Origin of the sequence: Streptococcus mitis (assembly GCF_000722695.1) — a bacterium.
Taxonomy (GTDB): Bacteria; Bacillota; Bacilli; order Lactobacillales; family Streptococcaceae; genus Streptococcus; species Streptococcus mitis_O.
The window spans coordinates 774,732-791,447 of sequence record NZ_JPFU01000013.1; the positions used below are offsets into that span (position 1 = coordinate 774,732).

Annotated in this window: 13 protein-coding genes and 1 pseudogene; 2 read left to right on the plus strand and 12 right to left on the minus strand. The window is 39.4% G+C overall.

Going from position 1 to position 16,716, the window contains the following annotated elements; genetic code table 11:
- Positions 1-31: 31 nt before the first annotated feature.
- The 11 genes and pseudogenes from tig to SK629_RS12845 all read right to left on the minus strand — a co-directional run.
- On the minus strand, positions 32-1,315 hold the full coding sequence (gene tig, locus SK629_RS08855; protein ID WP_042901508.1) for a trigger factor: 1,284 nt from the start codon (positions 1,313-1,315) through the stop codon (positions 32-34).
- Between the two features lie 221 nt (positions 1,316-1,536).
- Positions 1,537-2,718 (minus strand): N-acetylmuramoyl-L-alanine amidase family protein, encoded by a 1,182-nt coding sequence (locus SK629_RS08860; RefSeq protein ID WP_042901509.1) that lies wholly within the window; start codon positions 2,716-2,718, stop codon positions 1,537-1,539.
- A gap of 89 nt (positions 2,719-2,807) precedes the next feature.
- Positions 2,808-3,989: an N-acetylmuramoyl-L-alanine amidase family protein gene (locus tag SK629_RS08865; RefSeq protein ID WP_042901510.1), complete on the minus strand. Its 1,182-nt coding sequence runs from the start codon at positions 3,987-3,989 to the stop codon at positions 2,808-2,810.
- Positions 3,990-4,328: 339 nt separating this feature from the next.
- Entirely contained in the window at positions 4,329-4,961 is a 633-nt protein-coding gene (locus SK629_RS08870) for a response regulator transcription factor (RefSeq protein WP_042901511.1), read from the minus strand.
- Positions 4,962-4,974: 13 nt separating this feature from the next.
- Positions 4,975-5,970, minus strand: coding sequence for a sensor histidine kinase (locus SK629_RS08875; protein WP_042901512.1), 996 nt, complete (start codon positions 5,968-5,970; stop codon positions 4,975-4,977).
- Positions 5,967-6,665, minus strand: coding sequence for a cell wall-active antibiotics response protein LiaF (gene liaF, locus SK629_RS08880; protein ID WP_042901514.1), 699 nt, complete (start codon positions 6,663-6,665; stop codon positions 5,967-5,969). Before liaF ends, SK629_RS08875 begins: the two co-directional genes overlap by 4 nt.
- 76 nt (positions 6,666-6,741) lie before the next feature.
- Positions 6,742-7,752 carry a type 2 isopentenyl-diphosphate Delta-isomerase gene (gene fni, locus SK629_RS08885; RefSeq protein ID WP_042901515.1) on the minus strand — a complete coding sequence of 337 codons (1,011 nt, stop codon included), beginning with the start codon at positions 7,750-7,752 and terminating at the stop codon, positions 6,742-6,744.
- Positions 7,736-8,743: a phosphomevalonate kinase gene (locus SK629_RS08890; RefSeq protein ID WP_042901516.1), complete on the minus strand. Its 1,008-nt coding sequence runs from the start codon at positions 8,741-8,743 to the stop codon at positions 7,736-7,738. Before SK629_RS08890 ends, fni begins: the two co-directional genes overlap by 17 nt.
- Positions 8,730-9,683, minus strand: coding sequence for a diphosphomevalonate decarboxylase (mvaD, locus tag SK629_RS08895; protein ID WP_042901517.1), 954 nt, complete (start codon positions 9,681-9,683; stop codon positions 8,730-8,732). The genes SK629_RS08890 and mvaD overlap by 14 nt, the downstream gene beginning before the upstream one ends.
- On the minus strand, positions 9,665-10,543 hold the full coding sequence (gene mvk / locus SK629_RS08900) for a mevalonate kinase (RefSeq protein WP_033684283.1): 879 nt from the start codon (positions 10,541-10,543) through the stop codon (positions 9,665-9,667). Before mvk ends, mvaD begins: the two co-directional genes overlap by 19 nt.
- A 228-nt stretch (positions 10,544-10,771) precedes the next feature.
- Positions 10,772-10,996: pseudogene (locus SK629_RS12845) on the minus strand (transposase); the annotation flags it as partial.
- Positions 10,997-11,797: 801 nt separating this feature from the next.
- Here SK629_RS12845 and SK629_RS12700 point away from each other — a divergent pair.
- Both SK629_RS12700 and SK629_RS08915 read left to right on the plus strand, forming a co-directional pair.
- A complete protein-coding gene (locus SK629_RS12700) occupies positions 11,798-14,257 on the plus strand; it encodes a lanthionine synthetase LanC family protein (protein WP_152639378.1) in 2,460 nt (819 codons plus the stop codon).
- Positions 14,258-14,267: 10 nt separating this feature from the next.
- On the plus strand, positions 14,268-15,500 hold the full coding sequence (locus SK629_RS08915; protein WP_042901520.1) for an MFS transporter: 1,233 nt from the start codon (positions 14,268-14,270) through the stop codon (positions 15,498-15,500).
- Between the two features lie 116 nt (positions 15,501-15,616).
- Here SK629_RS08915 and cbpJ read toward each other — a convergent pair whose 3' ends face one another.
- The gene (cbpJ, locus tag SK629_RS08920; RefSeq protein WP_042901521.1) at positions 15,617-16,618 is read right to left on the minus strand and encodes a choline-binding protein CbpJ; all 1,002 of its coding nucleotides are present in this window, start codon (positions 16,616-16,618) and stop codon (positions 15,617-15,619) included.
- Between the last annotated feature and the right edge of the window lie 98 nt (positions 16,619-16,716).

The window sequence follows — 16,716 nt, forward strand, 5'->3', positions numbered from 1 at the left end:
CCAATTCAGGTGGGATTTTTGTCTATTAAGATTATTTAACTGTTGCTGTGCTTGTAATCAATTCAACAGCTTTTTTGATTGTGATATCGTGTTTCAACATATCAGCTGAAAGCAAGCTTTGTACTTGTGCAACTTCCATGTTATAGTCTGCTGCCAATTGCTCGATTTCTTTTTGGATTTCTTCTTCTGAAGCGTCAAATCCTTCAGCTTTGGCAACTGCTTCGATAACAAGGTTAGTCTTAGTACGTGACTCAGCTTCTCCCTCGTATTGTTTGTGAAGGTCTTCTTGAGTAGTTCCAGTGATTTGGAAGTACATGTCAGGATTGATACCTTGACGTTGCAAGTTTCCAAGGAATTCGTTTACTGAACGGTGAACTTCTTCGTGGATCATTTCTTCTGGAAGTTCTACGATTTCAGCATTTTCTACAGCTTTATCAATTGCTGCACCTTCAACTGCATCTTTGTAAGCTTCTTCTTTAGCAGCAGCCAATTCCTTGCGGTATTTTTCTTTCAATTCAGCAAGTGTTTCAACTTCTTCGTCGATGTCTTTTGCAAGTTCATCGTCAAGAGCTGGAACTTCTTTCGCTTTTACTTCGTGGATAGTTGTCACGAATTTAGCTTCTTTACCTGCAAGGTCTTCTGCTTGGTAGTCTTCTGGGAATGTTACGATAACATCAACAGTTTCGCCAGCTGAGTGACCTACCAATTGGTCTTCGAAACCAGGGATGAATTGACCTGAACCAAGTCCAAGTGAGAAGTTTTCACCTTTTCCACCATCAAATTCAACACCGTCGATAGAACCAACGAAGTCGATGACAACAGTGTCGCCGTTTTCAGCAGCAGCTTCCTTGATAACCAATTCAGCCAAGTTGTTGCGTTCGCGTTCGATACGCTCTTCAACGTCAGCGTCAGTTACTTCTTTTTCTAGATCAACTGATACTTCAAGGTTTTTGTAGTCACCCAATTTTACTTCAGGTTTTGTAACAACTTCAGCAGTGATAACCCAGTCTTGACCTTTTTCCATTGAAGTTACATCAATTTTTGGTTGAGCAACGACTTCAAGACCAGCTTCTTTTACAGCTGCTTCATAAGCATTTGGCAAAAGAGCATTCATAACGTCTTGGTAAAGTGACTCTTCACCAAATTTTTTGTCGAAGATAGGACGTGGAAGGTGACCTTTACGGAAACCTGGAACATTAAGAGATTTCTTCACTGAGTTGAAGACACGGTCCAATTCTGGTTTGATTTGGTGTTGAGAGATAGTGAAAGTCAAGACACCACGGTTTGTTTCTTTGTTTTCAAATGATACAGACATTCTGTCATTTCTCCTTAAAATTTTTTAAATACAGTCTATTATAACATAAATGAGCGACTTTTTTCAAGTAATGACTGCGCTTTTCAATCATGCTGGAAGTACGGTTTCTTCTTAGTTTTCTTTAGTTTTCGAATATAATCTTATAAAAGATGCTTAATGATGGCTGATTACAGTAAAAAACGAATCGCCCAAACATCCCTCATTAGGCGATTCGTTTTGTCTTATTTAACCACAAGAACCTTGTAATATTCATACTTATTTGGCTGTGTAATCTTAATTTTTTGACCATAGAAACCATCGATTTCTTTGTCAAAATAATCTATAAATCTTGATGGTAAGCGTTTCAGCTTAAGAATCTCACCAGATTGGTCTGCATATACAAGTAAGTGATGGTGGGTTGTAGCCATACCATCATCGATCAATACAAAATAACCTGTTTTGAGCTTACCTTGTCCATTATCTAAATAGTATAGTTTATTGTTATTGATTGTGAAGTGAGCAGATAGTCTAAGTCGTACACCTGGGTCTTCTAGATAAAGATCATTGCCAACTTTTTTGATTTCTGATCTAGTCGTCATCTCTGGAAGTGGTAATACTCTACGACCATCTGCTCCAAAGTAATATCGACCTGGTAGATTTTGGAAATTACGAATAACAGCTTTAGGATCAATTTCTTGTCCTTCTTCTTTATTATCTACTAAAGCTAAGGTTGTATTTGCAACCTCATCTCCATATTTGTCGGAGAACTTCTTGAACTCAGGTTTGATATACCAAGTATTTTTAGCCACGATAACATCAGTATAGTTATGTCCGTCAAATTTTGATTTAATCAGATACTCATATCCATCACCTAAACGAACAATATCATCATCTTTATAAGGGCTATTTTTTAAAGTCAACATATGGCCATCCTTGCTGAGAATATAGCCTGTCCCATCACTAGAATTTACAACTCTATCAGAGGCCATTGCACCTGATTGTTCGAAATAATACCAATTATTATCTATGCACTCCCAACCTGTCTGCATAGAACCACTAAAACGAAGATAGTACCATGTAGACCCTTCTTGGTACCAACCTGTACGCATGGCGCCACTATCTGCGAGTGAGTACCAGGTATTGCCTTCCTTGTACCAGCCAGTACGCATGGCGCCACTATCTGCGAGCGAATACCAAGTGTTACCGTCTTTGAGCCAGCCTGTCTGCATTTTCCCAGAACCGTCAAAGTGGTACCATGAGCCAGCGTTTTGTACCCATTTGTTTTTAGCGAGACTGCCATCTTGTGAAAGATTCCAGTCAGCACCATTTTTAACCCAAGTATCTGCAGCCTGTGCTTGATTGATAGACAAAAGTAGACCAGCACCTGCAAGTAAACCAAGTGTAAGTAGTTTAGATTTTTTCATAGCCATTTCCTCCTGTTCTATAGTGAAATGAACATGACTTCCTAGTAAACGAAACTGTTCGCTTTTTTCTTTTTACTATGTCAGATAGTTTATTTCACAACAGAAACATTTCCTGTCTTACTATCGATTTTAACAGTTTGACCGTAGAAACCGTCAATTTCTTTATTAAGATAATCTGAAATTCCTGTTGGCAATCGTTTCATTTTAAGAATTTCACCAGATTGGTCTGCATAAACAAGAATATGATAGTGATGATAGCTTGGTCTATCATCAATCAATGCAAAATAACCTGTTTTGAGTTTGTCATTAGCACCATCTAAGTAATATAGTTTATTATTATTGATTGTGAAGCTGGTAGCTCCAAGAAAAAGTCGTGCACCTGGATTTTCTAGATAGACATCATTTCCAACTTTTTTAATCTCTGAATAGGTAGTCATTTCTGGTAAATTTGTTACTCGACGACCATCTGCCCCAAAGTAATACCTGTTTGGTAAGTTTTGGAAATTCTTTATAACAGCTTTAGGATCAATTTCCTGTCCTTGATCTTTATTATCTGTTAAAGCCAACATCGTATTTGACACGTGATCCCCATATTTATTAGAAAACTTTTTAAACTCTGGTTTGATGTACCAGGCATTCTTTTCAACAATGACTCCATCTTTTCTATGAATAAGATGATAATCATATCCATCAGACAAAGTAACAATATTTGTGATAATTGTATCATCCGCTTGAGATTGTTCAACCTGACTTGGGAGTTTGGTTAACAGATATCCATCCTTACCAATTACATAACTTTCCCCATCACTGGCTGGAACAGCTCTGTCTGCGACCATTGCACCTGATTTTTCAAAGTAAGACCATTGACCATTTGCAGTTGCCCATCCTGTTGCCATAGCTCCACTGTCTTTGAGATAGTACCATGTAGACCCTTCTTTGTACCAGCCAGTACGCATGGCACCACTATCTGCTAGGGAGTACCATGTATTTCCTTCCTTGTACCAGCCAGTACGCATAGCGCCACTATCTGCTAGGGAATACCAAGTGTTACCGTCTTTGAGCCAGCCTGTCTGCATTTTCCCAGAACCGTCAAAGTGGTACCAATAACCAGCATTTTGTACCCATTTATTTTTAGCAAGACTACCATCTTGTGAAAGATTCCAATCAGAACCATTTTTAACCCAAGTATCTGCAGCTTGTGCTTGGTTGATAGACAAAAGCAGACCAGCACCTGCAAGCAAACCAAGTGTGAGTAGTTTAGATTTTTTCATAGTTATTTCCTCCACGAATTGAAACTGTGAGATAGAGTTAGTTTGACCATATTATTATAGCGCTCTTAAAGCGATGAAATAAAGACCTTAACGCTCTAGTGACCTTATTTTAATAATTTACGGGGACATGATTTTAACCTCCTTTTGAGTTTATATCAATCTTTTTATAGTCAATATATTATTTTATCTATTTATAACTCTATTCTACTCCCCTATAAAATGAATGTCAACAAATAACATAAAAATATTGTGAAAAAAATATTTTATCACACTAGAGATACTTACTCACTTCTTTGATACTAAATTAAGTCATTTCTCCAACATTATTTTATATAACTACTAAAACTCCTCATGCCCCACCAAGTGATGCTGAAAGGCATAGACTGCAGCCTGGGTACGATCGCTGACCTCAAGTTTGGCAAGAATGTTGGACACGTGGGTCTTGACCGTCTTGAGAGAGATAAAAAGTTCATCTGCGATACGCTGATTTTCGTAGCCCTTGGCGATGAGTTGGAGAACATCTCGCTCACGCGCAGTCAAGTCCTCATGTAGTTCTATGTGATTGCGGTGATATTCGACCTTCTTGCTGACCTCTTGCTCAATGGCCAACTCGCCAGCAGCCACCTTACGGACGGCATGGAGTAGTTCGTCTGCACTAGAAGTTTTGAGCATATAGCCACGAGCACCTGCATCTAAGACGGGCATGATTTTTTCATTGTCCAAATAAGAGCTCACAATCAAAATTTGGGCTTCAGGCCATTCTTTGAGGATAGCCAAGGTCGCATCAATCCCATTCATCTCAGGCATGACAATATCCATGACAATGACATCTGGACGCAATTCCAAGGCCAAGTCAATACCTTGAGACCCGTTTGCAGCCTCGCCCACAACTTCTACATCGTCTTGGAGGTCAAAGTAGCTTTTCAAGCCCAAGCGGACCATTTCATGGTCATCTACTAGTAAAATTTTCATCTTTACTCCTTTATCATTCCTTATCGAGGAGGGGAATACGGATATCAACTGCCAGTCCTTGCTTGGGAGCTGTCAAGAGTTGAACTGTTCCAGCCATATCTTCAACCCGCTCCTTAATATTGCGGAGTCCATAACTCAGGTCATCTAAACTCCCCAACTGGAAACCAATCCCATTGTCCACCACCTTCAGCTGCAATTCAACATCTGTCTGATAGAGATAAACATCCAGACAAGATGCCTGGGCATGACGGAGGGTATTGCTGATTAACTCTTGCAGGATACGGAAGACATGCTCCTCGATTTTCTTAGGTAATTTCATCACATTTTGCTTAAGACTAACCTTGAGATCACTCTTGTCCTCAAGCTCTTTTAGGAGAATTTGAATCCCTTCTATCAAGCTCTTTTGTTCCAATTCAACTGGTCTCAAATGCAGGAGCAAGACCCGCAAGTCCTTCTGGGCTGTTTCAAGGATGGCTGTGACACTCTGCAACTGGGTCTGCATCTTTTCTCTATCCAGTTTCAAAGCCTGCTGACTGATACCTGATAAAATCATGTGGGCCGCAAACAACTCCTGACTGACGGTATCGTGCAAATCCCGAGCAATCCGCTTCCGTTCCTTCTCGATGATTTCCTCTTCCTGATCAAGGCTGTGATTTTCAGCCTTTTGAAGAGCCTCTGTCAAGAGGTTAAGTTTCCCTGACAAGGACTTGAAACTGGCATCCAAATCTGGATCAGAAACCTGAACCACTTCTTTCCCTGCCAACAAACGCTTGAGATTGGCCTGCATTTTTCCTAAAGAAAGCTCTTCGACACCTCGCCAAAACAGGACTAAGAGACAGGTCATGGACATGCTGAATACCAACAACAAAAAGACAAATTTTTCTGTTTTTTTGACATCGTGCAGGAAAATAGACCAGTCAAAATCAAGAATTTCCAGCAAGCTGTGGGAGAGAAATAAGACAAATAGGAAGGAGGTGAGGGCAATGATTACATAAGCTTGTTTTTTCATCCTCTGACCACCTCAACATCGCCAATCATATTGGTCAAGAAAATCTTGACACTCTTGTTACTCTTGAGATAGTCTCTTGTTTCTTGATGATAGTGTTCATTGCGGAGGGCTCGCTTAGGCTGATTGAAAAAAGTCAAATCCCCATAGAGACAGTTAACGCTGAGACTGACTTCCACATCTACAGGTACAATGATTTTAGTGGTTCCTACCATCTTTCTGAGGATAATAACATTGTCATGATTGATTAAGATGACCCTCTCCAGATGAATAGTGTCCTTGCCCATGAGACGAAAGAGATTGATATCATCAAACTGGCAAGTCTGGTAGCTTGAAAAATAATGGAGATTGCCAAACCAACGATTTTTCTCCTTCTTAACCGTTACCACCTCTTCAAAAACCAAATTGGTCTGCTCTTTTTCCTGGTTCATCATCGGATAAAGAAGAAAGAGGCTGTATATAACCGCAACAAAAATAGCTAGAATCACAAAAGGATTGAGCATGACGATGAAAAAGAAGAGAATGGTTGCCACTACTAAAAGAAGATTATTGCCCTCCTTACCAGTGTAATAGCGAATCAAAAGCAAAAAGAGGAATAAAATCAGCAGAAAACGCGAAAAATGCTCTGATACCATCAAAATCAGAGCTCCTGTCAGAAGACAGGCTTCGATAAATAAAAAGATTTTAAATTTTCTCATAGGTTCATCCTCTCCCTTCTATTTTATCACAATTGGAAAAAGTCACCTCGGTCTGAAGATGGAAAAAAGGCGATGGTTACGCCTTTTTCATCTGATCCTTTGCTTCTTTTAATTTTCCATAAAGAAGATAGTCTACTTTTTGTAGATCTGCTATGGTGGCACAATTAAGGGCACACATGATGAGTCGTAAATCATCTTTCCAGCCTTGGACAATGCCAATCACTTCTTCAACTGAATAGGTTTCAACCAATTCCAGAACTGTTCGAGACAGGCCTACAGCCTTGGCACCAAAGACCAAGCACTTAATCATATCCAGCGGATTCCGAACCCCTCCACTGACCAAGAGTTGAACCTTGTCTTTCCAGTCTTGGGCATTGAGAAGGGCTTGCATGGTGGACTGGCCCCATTGATTGAGGTAATCACGTTGACCACTGCGGCGGTTTTCAATATAGGCAAAACTGGTGCCACCACGACCTGACAGGTCAAAGGTTCGAACACCCAGTTCATAGGCTCTTTCGATGGTCTTCACATCCATCCCAAAGCCGATTTCCTTTAAGACAATAGGAACGGGGATTCGCTTGCTATAGTCTGCTAGATGCGATTGCCAGCTTCTGAACCTTCTTTCTCCCTCGGGCATGAGCAACTCCTGCATAACATTGACATGCACCTGCAGGAGAAGGGGATCCATCTCTTCTACAGTCCGAAGTCCCAACTCAACAGGCTTGTCTAATCCAATATTGGTTCCAAGAAGGAGATTTGGATGACTAGCCTTGACAGAAAAAGAGGCATCTGATGGATCTTTGAGGGCTGCGCTATAAGAACCCGTTACAAACAAAATCCCACAGGCTTCCGCCACCTGAGCTAGTTTTTGATTGATTTCTCGTCCTTTATCACTTCCACCTGTCATGGCATTGATATAGAAGGGAAAGTCCCACTTTCGACCAGCAAATTCTGTGGAAAGATCGATTTCATCCAGATCATAAAGGGGCAGGGAAGAATGAATCAACTCCACCTCATCAAAGCTATTATAGAAACTTTTCTGCTCAAGGGCATAGCGGATGTGCTCGTCCTTACGATTTGTCGTCATGTCCTATCCTTTCTTGGTATAAGAGCTCAATCCCCAGATCGGCCCAGCGATTTTTTATGGTTTCAGTTGATTGCACATCAAAACTCAAGGCAATGCCACAGTCACCACCACCAGCACCGCTACTCTTGGCAACAGCCTGCAAATCTTGGCTAGCTGTCTTCAACTGTCTAAGCGAAGGCGTGTAAATATCTGCGCTCAAGCCTTCTAGGAGCTTGCTGGCTACTTCTACTTGCTCGATAATTTTTTCTGATTTCCCCTGTTCCAAGGCTTCTACCAAAGCAGCTACCGTTTCTTTTGAGGAACTTAAAAAATTCTGATTGATGTTTTGCTTGATTTGTTGGACCATATCACTAGACACGGCCACTTCCTTGGTCCATCCAACTAGGAAATCACATTCTAGGGCAGGTTGTACGTGTGAGATGGAAAATCCCCAATCACGCTCCAAAACTGTTGCCAAGTGTTCTTCTTTCAGCCAAGCAGCTACCTTTTGGCGATCAAACGACTGGTAGAGAACCAAATCCTCTGCCACGATACAGGCAAGGTCTCCCATAGAGCCATTGTCACCTCGCTTGAGCAAGACAGCACTAGCCAGCTTGAACAAGAGTTCCGAATCAACCGTAATATCATACAGAGCCAGCAGGGCCTTGATGACCAAAACAACGACACTACCGCTAGAACCTAGACCAAACTTTTTCCCTCCTCGTTCCATTTTTCCTCGAATTTCTAGAGAAAACGGTCTTAAAGTTTGAACTCGATAAGTCAGGAAATCTTCCACTAGAGCAATCGTTTCTTGAATTAAGCTGTAGGCAGGATTTGGCGTCAAGTCTACTGCGAAATCAAACAGATCTGAATAGAGGCGGTAGCTGTCAGAAAAGGCAATCTCGCCCCTCATATAGATGGGAATAGCCTTTATCAAGGCTAACTGCTCTGGCTCTAAAATAGCGTACTCACCCGCCCAATAGAGTTTTCCGCAAGTTTTAACAGCAATCATCTTGACTCAAATCCTTTGTTTTTGACACAATCAAGCGATAACGTTGACCGAAGATTTTTGATAAATGCTCCAAGTCTTTCTCCTGACAGAGGACCTTGACATTGGGACCAGCATCCATGGTAAAGTAGCAGGCTTCTCCTTGCTCACGGAGCTGGCGAACAAAGTCCATGGCTTCATAAGTCGCATCGGTCAGATAAGAAAAGGCTGGTGATGCTGTTTTCGTCGTAGCGTGCATAGCAAGGGCATTTTTCTCCGTTAATTCCCCAATCTTGGCAAAGTCATTTTCCTTGAGGTAAACCAGCATATCCTGATAATCCTTCTCAGACTGACGCACCCAGTCATCAAAGGTCGTCGAAGTTTCCACACAACGTTTCATACCGTCACGGCTAGAAATTGGTTTTTTCTTGTCTTCTAGCACCAACATCATCATAGCTAGTTTCAAGTCTGTCTCTACAGGGTAAATTTCCCCACTATCCTTATCCCATGCACCTAGTGGTCCATAAAAACTCCGAGAAGAAGAACCTGAGGCAAACTTAGCTTCCTGCGCTAACTGGCTTCTATCCAATCCAAGCTGAAAATAGGCATTGCAAGCCTTTACTAGGGCAGACAAACCACTAGAACTTGAGGACAGGCCCGCTGCGGTAGGCATATTATTTTGAGTATCGATACGGACAAAGCCCTCCCCAGCTGAACGATAACGGTCAATAATCTTACTCATCTTGGCATGCTCCGCCTCATTTTGTAACTGGCCATTGATATAAAAGGCATCAGCTGTCGCATCCGTCGGTAAAGGCGACAAGGTCGTCTCCGTATACATATTTTCCAAAGTCAGAGAAATACTGCTAGTAGCAGGCACCATCTCTTTTTCTTTTTTCTTTCCCCAATATTTGATAATAGCAATATTTGCGTAGGAACGTACTGTTACAGGCTCTCTATCCATGTCTGAACAGCTCCTTTCTCTTCTAATCTTTCTGCTAGTTCTTGTGCTTGAGTCAAATTGGTTGCCAAGGCGATAATACAACCTCCTAGCCCACCACCGCTCATCTTGGCACCCAGAGCACCATGGTTAAGAGCCGTTTCAACCAAAGAGTCTGCTTCAGGGCTACTGACACCAATTTCTCTTAAATGTAAATGCGCTTGACTGAGAATTTGCCCCAGTCCTTCAGCATCTTTTCGTGAAATCGCTTCTTCTGCCTGCTGGGTTAATTCTCCCAAGGCGTGCAAAAATGGTAGGGCATCCTTGCCCTTATTTTGAACCACTTGGATGGCTTCACGAGTATGACCATAAACACCCGTATCGGCAATTATCAAATAGGCGGATAAATCCATCTCAAGCTCTGTAAATCCTACGTTCTTGATAAAGCGAATAGGTTGGTCACTGAGACAGGTCTTGGCATCCAAACCACTTGGATTCATATGAGCAATCATCTCAGCCCGATTGACCAAGATTTCTAGTACATCATGAGGCAGATTTGCCTGATAGTAGTCAAAAACCGCACGAATGGCCGCTATGCTGATAGCAGCTGACGAACCCATTCCTCGTTTTTCAGGGATAGCCGAGTCAATCTCACAGCGAATGCAGGCTTCTTTGATATCCAAATACTCCAGCGAAGCATAAACCGCCATGGACAAAGTATCCTCCTCATAGAGACGCCAAGGACTCGCTGCAGGAACTACCTTACAAGTCACCTCCACCTCCAAAAGAGGCAGAGAAATGGCAGGATAACCGTAAACGACTGCATGCTCCCCTATTAAAATAATCTTACTATGTGCCTGACCGACACCAACTTTTTTTGTCATATTTTCCTTTTACTAGACGAAAAAGCCGTCTCATACTCAATGAAAATCAAAAAGCAAACTAGGAAGCTAGCCGCAGGCTGTACTTGAGTACGGTAAGGCGACGCTGACGTGGTTTGAAGAGATTTTCGAAGAGTATTATTTTTTCCTACAAGTATTTATTCTCTCCTATCTATTTTATTATATTTTCACAAAAAAAGCGATTGTTTCCATTCACAATCACCTCTTTCATTATTGAATCCATTCGCCATTATAGTTGACGTAGTAGCCATCTACGGTCGTATTCACTGCCAAAGCACCTGAGCTATAAGCATAGTACCATTTGCCATTGACCTGGAACCAACCTGTCGTCATAGAACGACGAAAGAAACTCCATACCGTTAGGTAAAGAGGAAAGTCGTGAGGGAGCATGCACCATTGACAACCTGTTTTAGTGACGTACAAAGTCGCATTAACAAGTACTCGTTTCGGCTATTTATAGGTGCGGTGTTTGGAGAAATAGGGTTCAATCTTAGCCCATTCTTGATCGTTTAAATCAGTATCATATGCTTTGCGGATCATAACTCTAGTTTAACATTTTTTTGTGAATACAGGTTCTAAATAATCGACCACGAAAATTTCTTAAGTGGAAAACGCCTTATCTTATGAAGTATGCTACGGGAAAGCTATAATTTATTGAAGCTAGAATAGTACACTATAGTTGCTAAAACATTTCTAGAAATTAAGTTAACTTTCCTAATCAATTTGTTCATTTCTTATTTCATTCTATTGTATACACTTAATTTGACAATTCAAGATTTAAAAATATATACTAATATTTGACAAGTCATCCTAAAAGAGTTATTATATTGATATGTTATAGATTGATTGAATCTAACTAAAGGATCCTATTCAATCAATGTATATCACTTAAGGTTCATACAGCTACCCTTACCGGACAAAAACTGTAAATAATATTATGGGGGGTCAAACATGAGCACTCTAATCGAACTCGAAATGCTACCAAGTGAAAATACAAACGAACAAGATATGCTAGAGCTTTGTGAAATCACATGTGGTGTCAGTTGTAGCGTCACTGGATAACTAATATATAACAGGCCTCTTTCCACAAAACAGTCGAAAGAGGCTTATTTTATACTCTTCGAAAATCTCTTCAAACCACGTCAGCGTCGCCTTACCGTACTCAAGTACAGCTTGCGGCTAGCTTCCTAGTTTGCTCTTTGATTTTCATTGAGTATTATTTGTAAGGAGAAATGTATGGATTTTATAAAAAACAGTCTTTTGTCTAATAATATAGTATATACTGAAGATGAAGATTGGTGTTATATTGCAAAACAGAATCTTACGGTAGACCAAGGGTGGAAAATTCATATTAGCACCCAATTAAAAGATTATAAGAAAATATTCCGTATACTATTACCTTTTCTAATTAAACATCAATACTGCTTTAAAGTTTGTAAGAATATTCATAGACTAAAAAAGATTAACTCTCCCCGAGAAATATCACCAACTGCAAACAAATTTATTACAATCTACAATAATAGTTCAGGAGAGGCAAGAAGTGCTATTCTTGACTTAGTATCACTTCTTGCAGAATTCAAAGCCCCTAGAATACTGACAGATTTTCAATGTGGACGCCACTCTCCTGTACATTATCGCTTTGGAGCATTCAAAAAAATTAGAAGATATGATAAACAAAACAAAAAATTACTTTACCTTATCAAAGATAATACTGGCAATTTCGTAGAAGATAAAAGGCTTAATTATCCAATTCTACCTACATATGTTAAACCTCTATTTACAAATCAAGAGCTAGAAGATTATTTTTTAGTTGATGTTAAAACTCAAAGTCAATCAAACACCCCTATTACAAACTATAATATGGAGTGTATACTAAAAAAATCCAACAGAGGAAATGTATATAGAGCCTCTCTAAGCTCAACTCACCAAAAAGTCATTATTAAGCAGTGTCGCCCATTCTTATCGTATGATTTTGAGGGTAAGTATTATGCTAACGATGAATTACGTAATGAAGCATTATTATTACAATCATTTGAATCCAAGACATATACTGGGTACTTTATAGAAGATTTTTATATCTCAGATGATTACTTCGTAGTTCAGGATTTTATAGATGGAGTAGACTTACTTAATTTTTTGAAACAGTCAAACATCGATACAAACAAAAGAATAGGTATTATGAATAAAATAATTGATATTCTAAATGATATTCATTCTGAGGGATATAAAATCGGGGACTTATCACCTTCAAATTTTCTATACTCTTCTAAAACTGATGATGTTTTTTTGATTGACTTAGAAAACTTAGAACCTATCATGACTACTGTACGTAATGTACACACACCTTTTTTTGTCAATCCTGATGTAGACTTAAAACAAAGTACTATTGGACAAGTGTATTTTGCTCTATGTATGCTAGGATATTCTATATTTACGAGTGGAACATTAAAATTTCTTAAAGGCGACTCTAAATATCATATAACTGTACTGAACAAAATAGAACAATTACTAGAACTATCACATACTCAAGGTCAGCTCACAGATGAGCAACTATTTTGGTTACAATATCTACTAAATTTAAGTCAAACAAATAATTTAGTCAAAATTAAAAAAATAGAGGAACATAAATATGATTACAAAACAGAATGTAATAGTGTTCTACGATTTTTACTAGATAAAACTGTAAATTCTGAAGGAAGGATCACTTCTTCAACAGAATTTGGAAATTTCGTAAGTAATTTATCATTCCAACACGGAATAGCTGGACTACTGTTTCCTCTAAATAAATTGTACCACCCAGAACTGGATTCTAAAATACTCTCTATCATCAAGAAGGCAGTGACAATTAGAACGACACACACATATGAATATCAATACTCACTGCTATTTGGTGATGCAGGCTATCTATGGTTACTCCTACATTTATTTTCTATCAGTAAAAATCAATACTATCTACAATTAGCAAACGACACCGCTAAGAAATTAATAGAGAATTATGATACTCTAGAGGAAATAGACTTTGCATTGGGAAAATCTGGTGTCCTATTATCATTAATAAAATACTATCAATTTACCAATGACAATACTCTTAAAATTTTCATCCACAATAGTATAGGGGAAATTTATCATTATTTCCTACAAAGAGATACAGCCAAAGAAACCATTTTAGACTATAGCTTTGCTCATGGATATTGTGGAATTGCATATACTTTATTTGCCTATTCTAAAGTCTTAGAACCTTCTATGTTCTATAATGATCTCCATACATTCCATACTGAATTAAAAAAATTATTAGAAAAAGTTACTTCTAATACTGAAAATTTAGGAAATTTACAACTTTCTTGGTGCGAAGGAATTTCCGGAATAATCTTATATCTTTGTATGTACGATTGTGACGGAAACAAAGATATTATTAGTAAATATCAAGAATTTGTTTTTAACCATCATCTAAAAATGATGACAGGATATTGCCACGGAATAACTAGCTTACTACAAACCACTGTCTACAATCAAAACAAATTACTGATGAAAAAAATCCAACAGGTAATTTTAGCATGTTCTGAACGAGATGATCACGGTTTACTGATGTTTCAAGGAGATAGTGGTAAAGCAGATTTGTTTGACTTCGGAATAGGAAGCATGGGGGTATATTGGTGTCTATTAAATAATAAATTCCCATTCGATGTGCAGACATAAGGGGAAAAGTATGAAATTATTTTGGACAAACAACATATATAGACAGTTGCTGCTAAACAGCTGTTTTTCATCATTCGGCGACAGTATTTTCTACCTCGCCATTATCAATTATGTGGCTCAGTACAATTTCGCTCCGCTAGCGATTTTACTGATTTCCATTTCAGAGATGGTTCCCCTACTATCTCAACTCTTTCTCGGGATTCTAGGAGATTTTCAAGAAAATAGAGTCAAACACGCACTCTGGATTTCCAAAATCAAAATCCTGCTCTACGCTATTTTGACAGTATTTCTCGTCTTGTCGCCCTTTTCATTAGTTTCAGTCATTATGATTGTCATCATCAACCTCATCTCTGACACCTTGAGCTACCTGTCTGCCTACATGATGAACGCCCTCTACATCAGTGTAATTAAGGACGACCTGCATGATGCCATGGGGTTCAGGCAGTCACTGATGAGGGCTGTCCGCATTGTTGCCAATCTGGCTGGCGCGTTCCTTATCAATGTTATGAGTATTCAAACTATTTCCCTTATCAACACTCTGACTTTTGTCATTGCCTTTTTGGGCCTGTATGTTATTCGACATACCTTGTATGAGGTTGAAAAAAGGATTGAAATGTCACATACAGCACTGACTTTTAAGAAATATTTTCAACATCTTAGACAGTCGCTGGCTGTGCTCCTGAGATTAAAAGAGACCGTCATACTACTGTTTCTGACGACCAGTATGATTGCCATCTTGGATGTGTCCCCTCGGCTGATTGCCCTCCGCTTCATCCAACAGACACTAGCACAACTGAGCATTGGGCAACTCCTCGCCCTGCTCTCCATCATCATTTCTTGTGGAGCTATCCTTGGCAATATGACCAGCAGTAATCTATTTAAAAATATCCGTTTCACGCACCTCTTGGTTTTCTGTGAGATTTCCCTATTGGCTCTAATAACTAGTATCTTTTGTCAAGCCTATATCGTGATTTTCATGACCAGTTTCATCAGTTCTACGATTATCGGCATTCTCAGCCCTCGCCTACAAGCAGCTGTCTTTGCCTATATCCCCAGTGACAAGATGGGGACGGTGGGCTCTGCTCTGAGCACAGTGGACATTCTCGCCCCGTCACTGCTCTCTCTATTAGCCCTATCCATAGCATCGAGCGTTTCGGTGCAGTTAGCATTGGTATTTTTGTATCTTATTTTGATTACTCTTATCTTTTGTCAATGGTTAGTCAAGTTCAACACTCATAACTAACGAAAAAGCATGTGTAGATTTCACATGCTTTTAATCTCCCCAATCGTCAGGTCAAGTACAATAAGTCACTCCTTTGATTAAGCGAGTGTTCTAATATAATTATAAGCGCCCTGTCATTACCGAACCCATTCGCCATTATAGTTGACAGAATAGCCATCTACGGTCGTATTCACTGCCAAAGCACCTGAGCTGTAAGCATAGTACCATTTGCCATTGACCTGGAACCAACCTGTCGTCATAGCTCCATTACTTGCATTTAGGTAGTACCAAGTTGAACCATCTTTCACCCAACCAGTTGCCATGACTCCTGATGAACGAAGGTAGTACCACTTGTTACCGACATAAGTCCAGCCTGTCTTCATATCGCCATTTTCAGCATCTAAATAGTACCAAGTTGAGCCTTCCTGATACCAGCCAGTTGTCATAGCTCCTGATGAACGGAGGTAGTACCACTTGTTACCAAGATGTTGCCAACCAGTTTGCATGATACCAGTTTCTGGATCTAGATAGTACCAAGCTGAACCATCATTTATCCAACCTGCACGTCTTTCACCACCAATATAGTTTTCTCCATTAATTTCCGTTTTAGCTAGATAATACCAATTAGACTGGTCATAAAGCCAACCTGTCTCTAAAGAATGATTTTGATTAAAGTAATAGTTCGTGTAAAAACTCTTCTCTTCTTTATCTTCCAGATTTGTACGTTTTTCCCCATACTTTCTTCCAACACTGTCTTTAGTTTTAACCTCTAATGCTTTCCAACCAACAAACTCTTGTAGCACTCCATTTTTGTCAAAGTAGTACCATTCTGGCATTGGGGAACCTTCTAATCTTATACCATTAGGGTAAGGACCAATTGTATATCCTTTAACTGGCATTGGAATGTGTTGCCAACCAACAACCATTTCACCATTATAATCAAAATAATAGATCTTGCCATCAATCACTCGCCAGTAGGTTTCTTTTAGATCCCCCTTCTTGTAGTAGGTTCTACCATTTTCTTGGACAAACTGCCATCCTTCTGAATCAGCATCATCCGCCAATACTGCACTTGTTGCTAGCAAACCGAAGAAAAAGACTGCTAAGGCAATTTGCATCAATTTTTTTATTATTTTCATTAGACGTATCCTCCTGCAAGAATTATAGTAAAAATCAAATTGTATGTCAATATGACGGCCTTAAAATAATGTATAGTTTATTGAAGCTAGAATAGTAC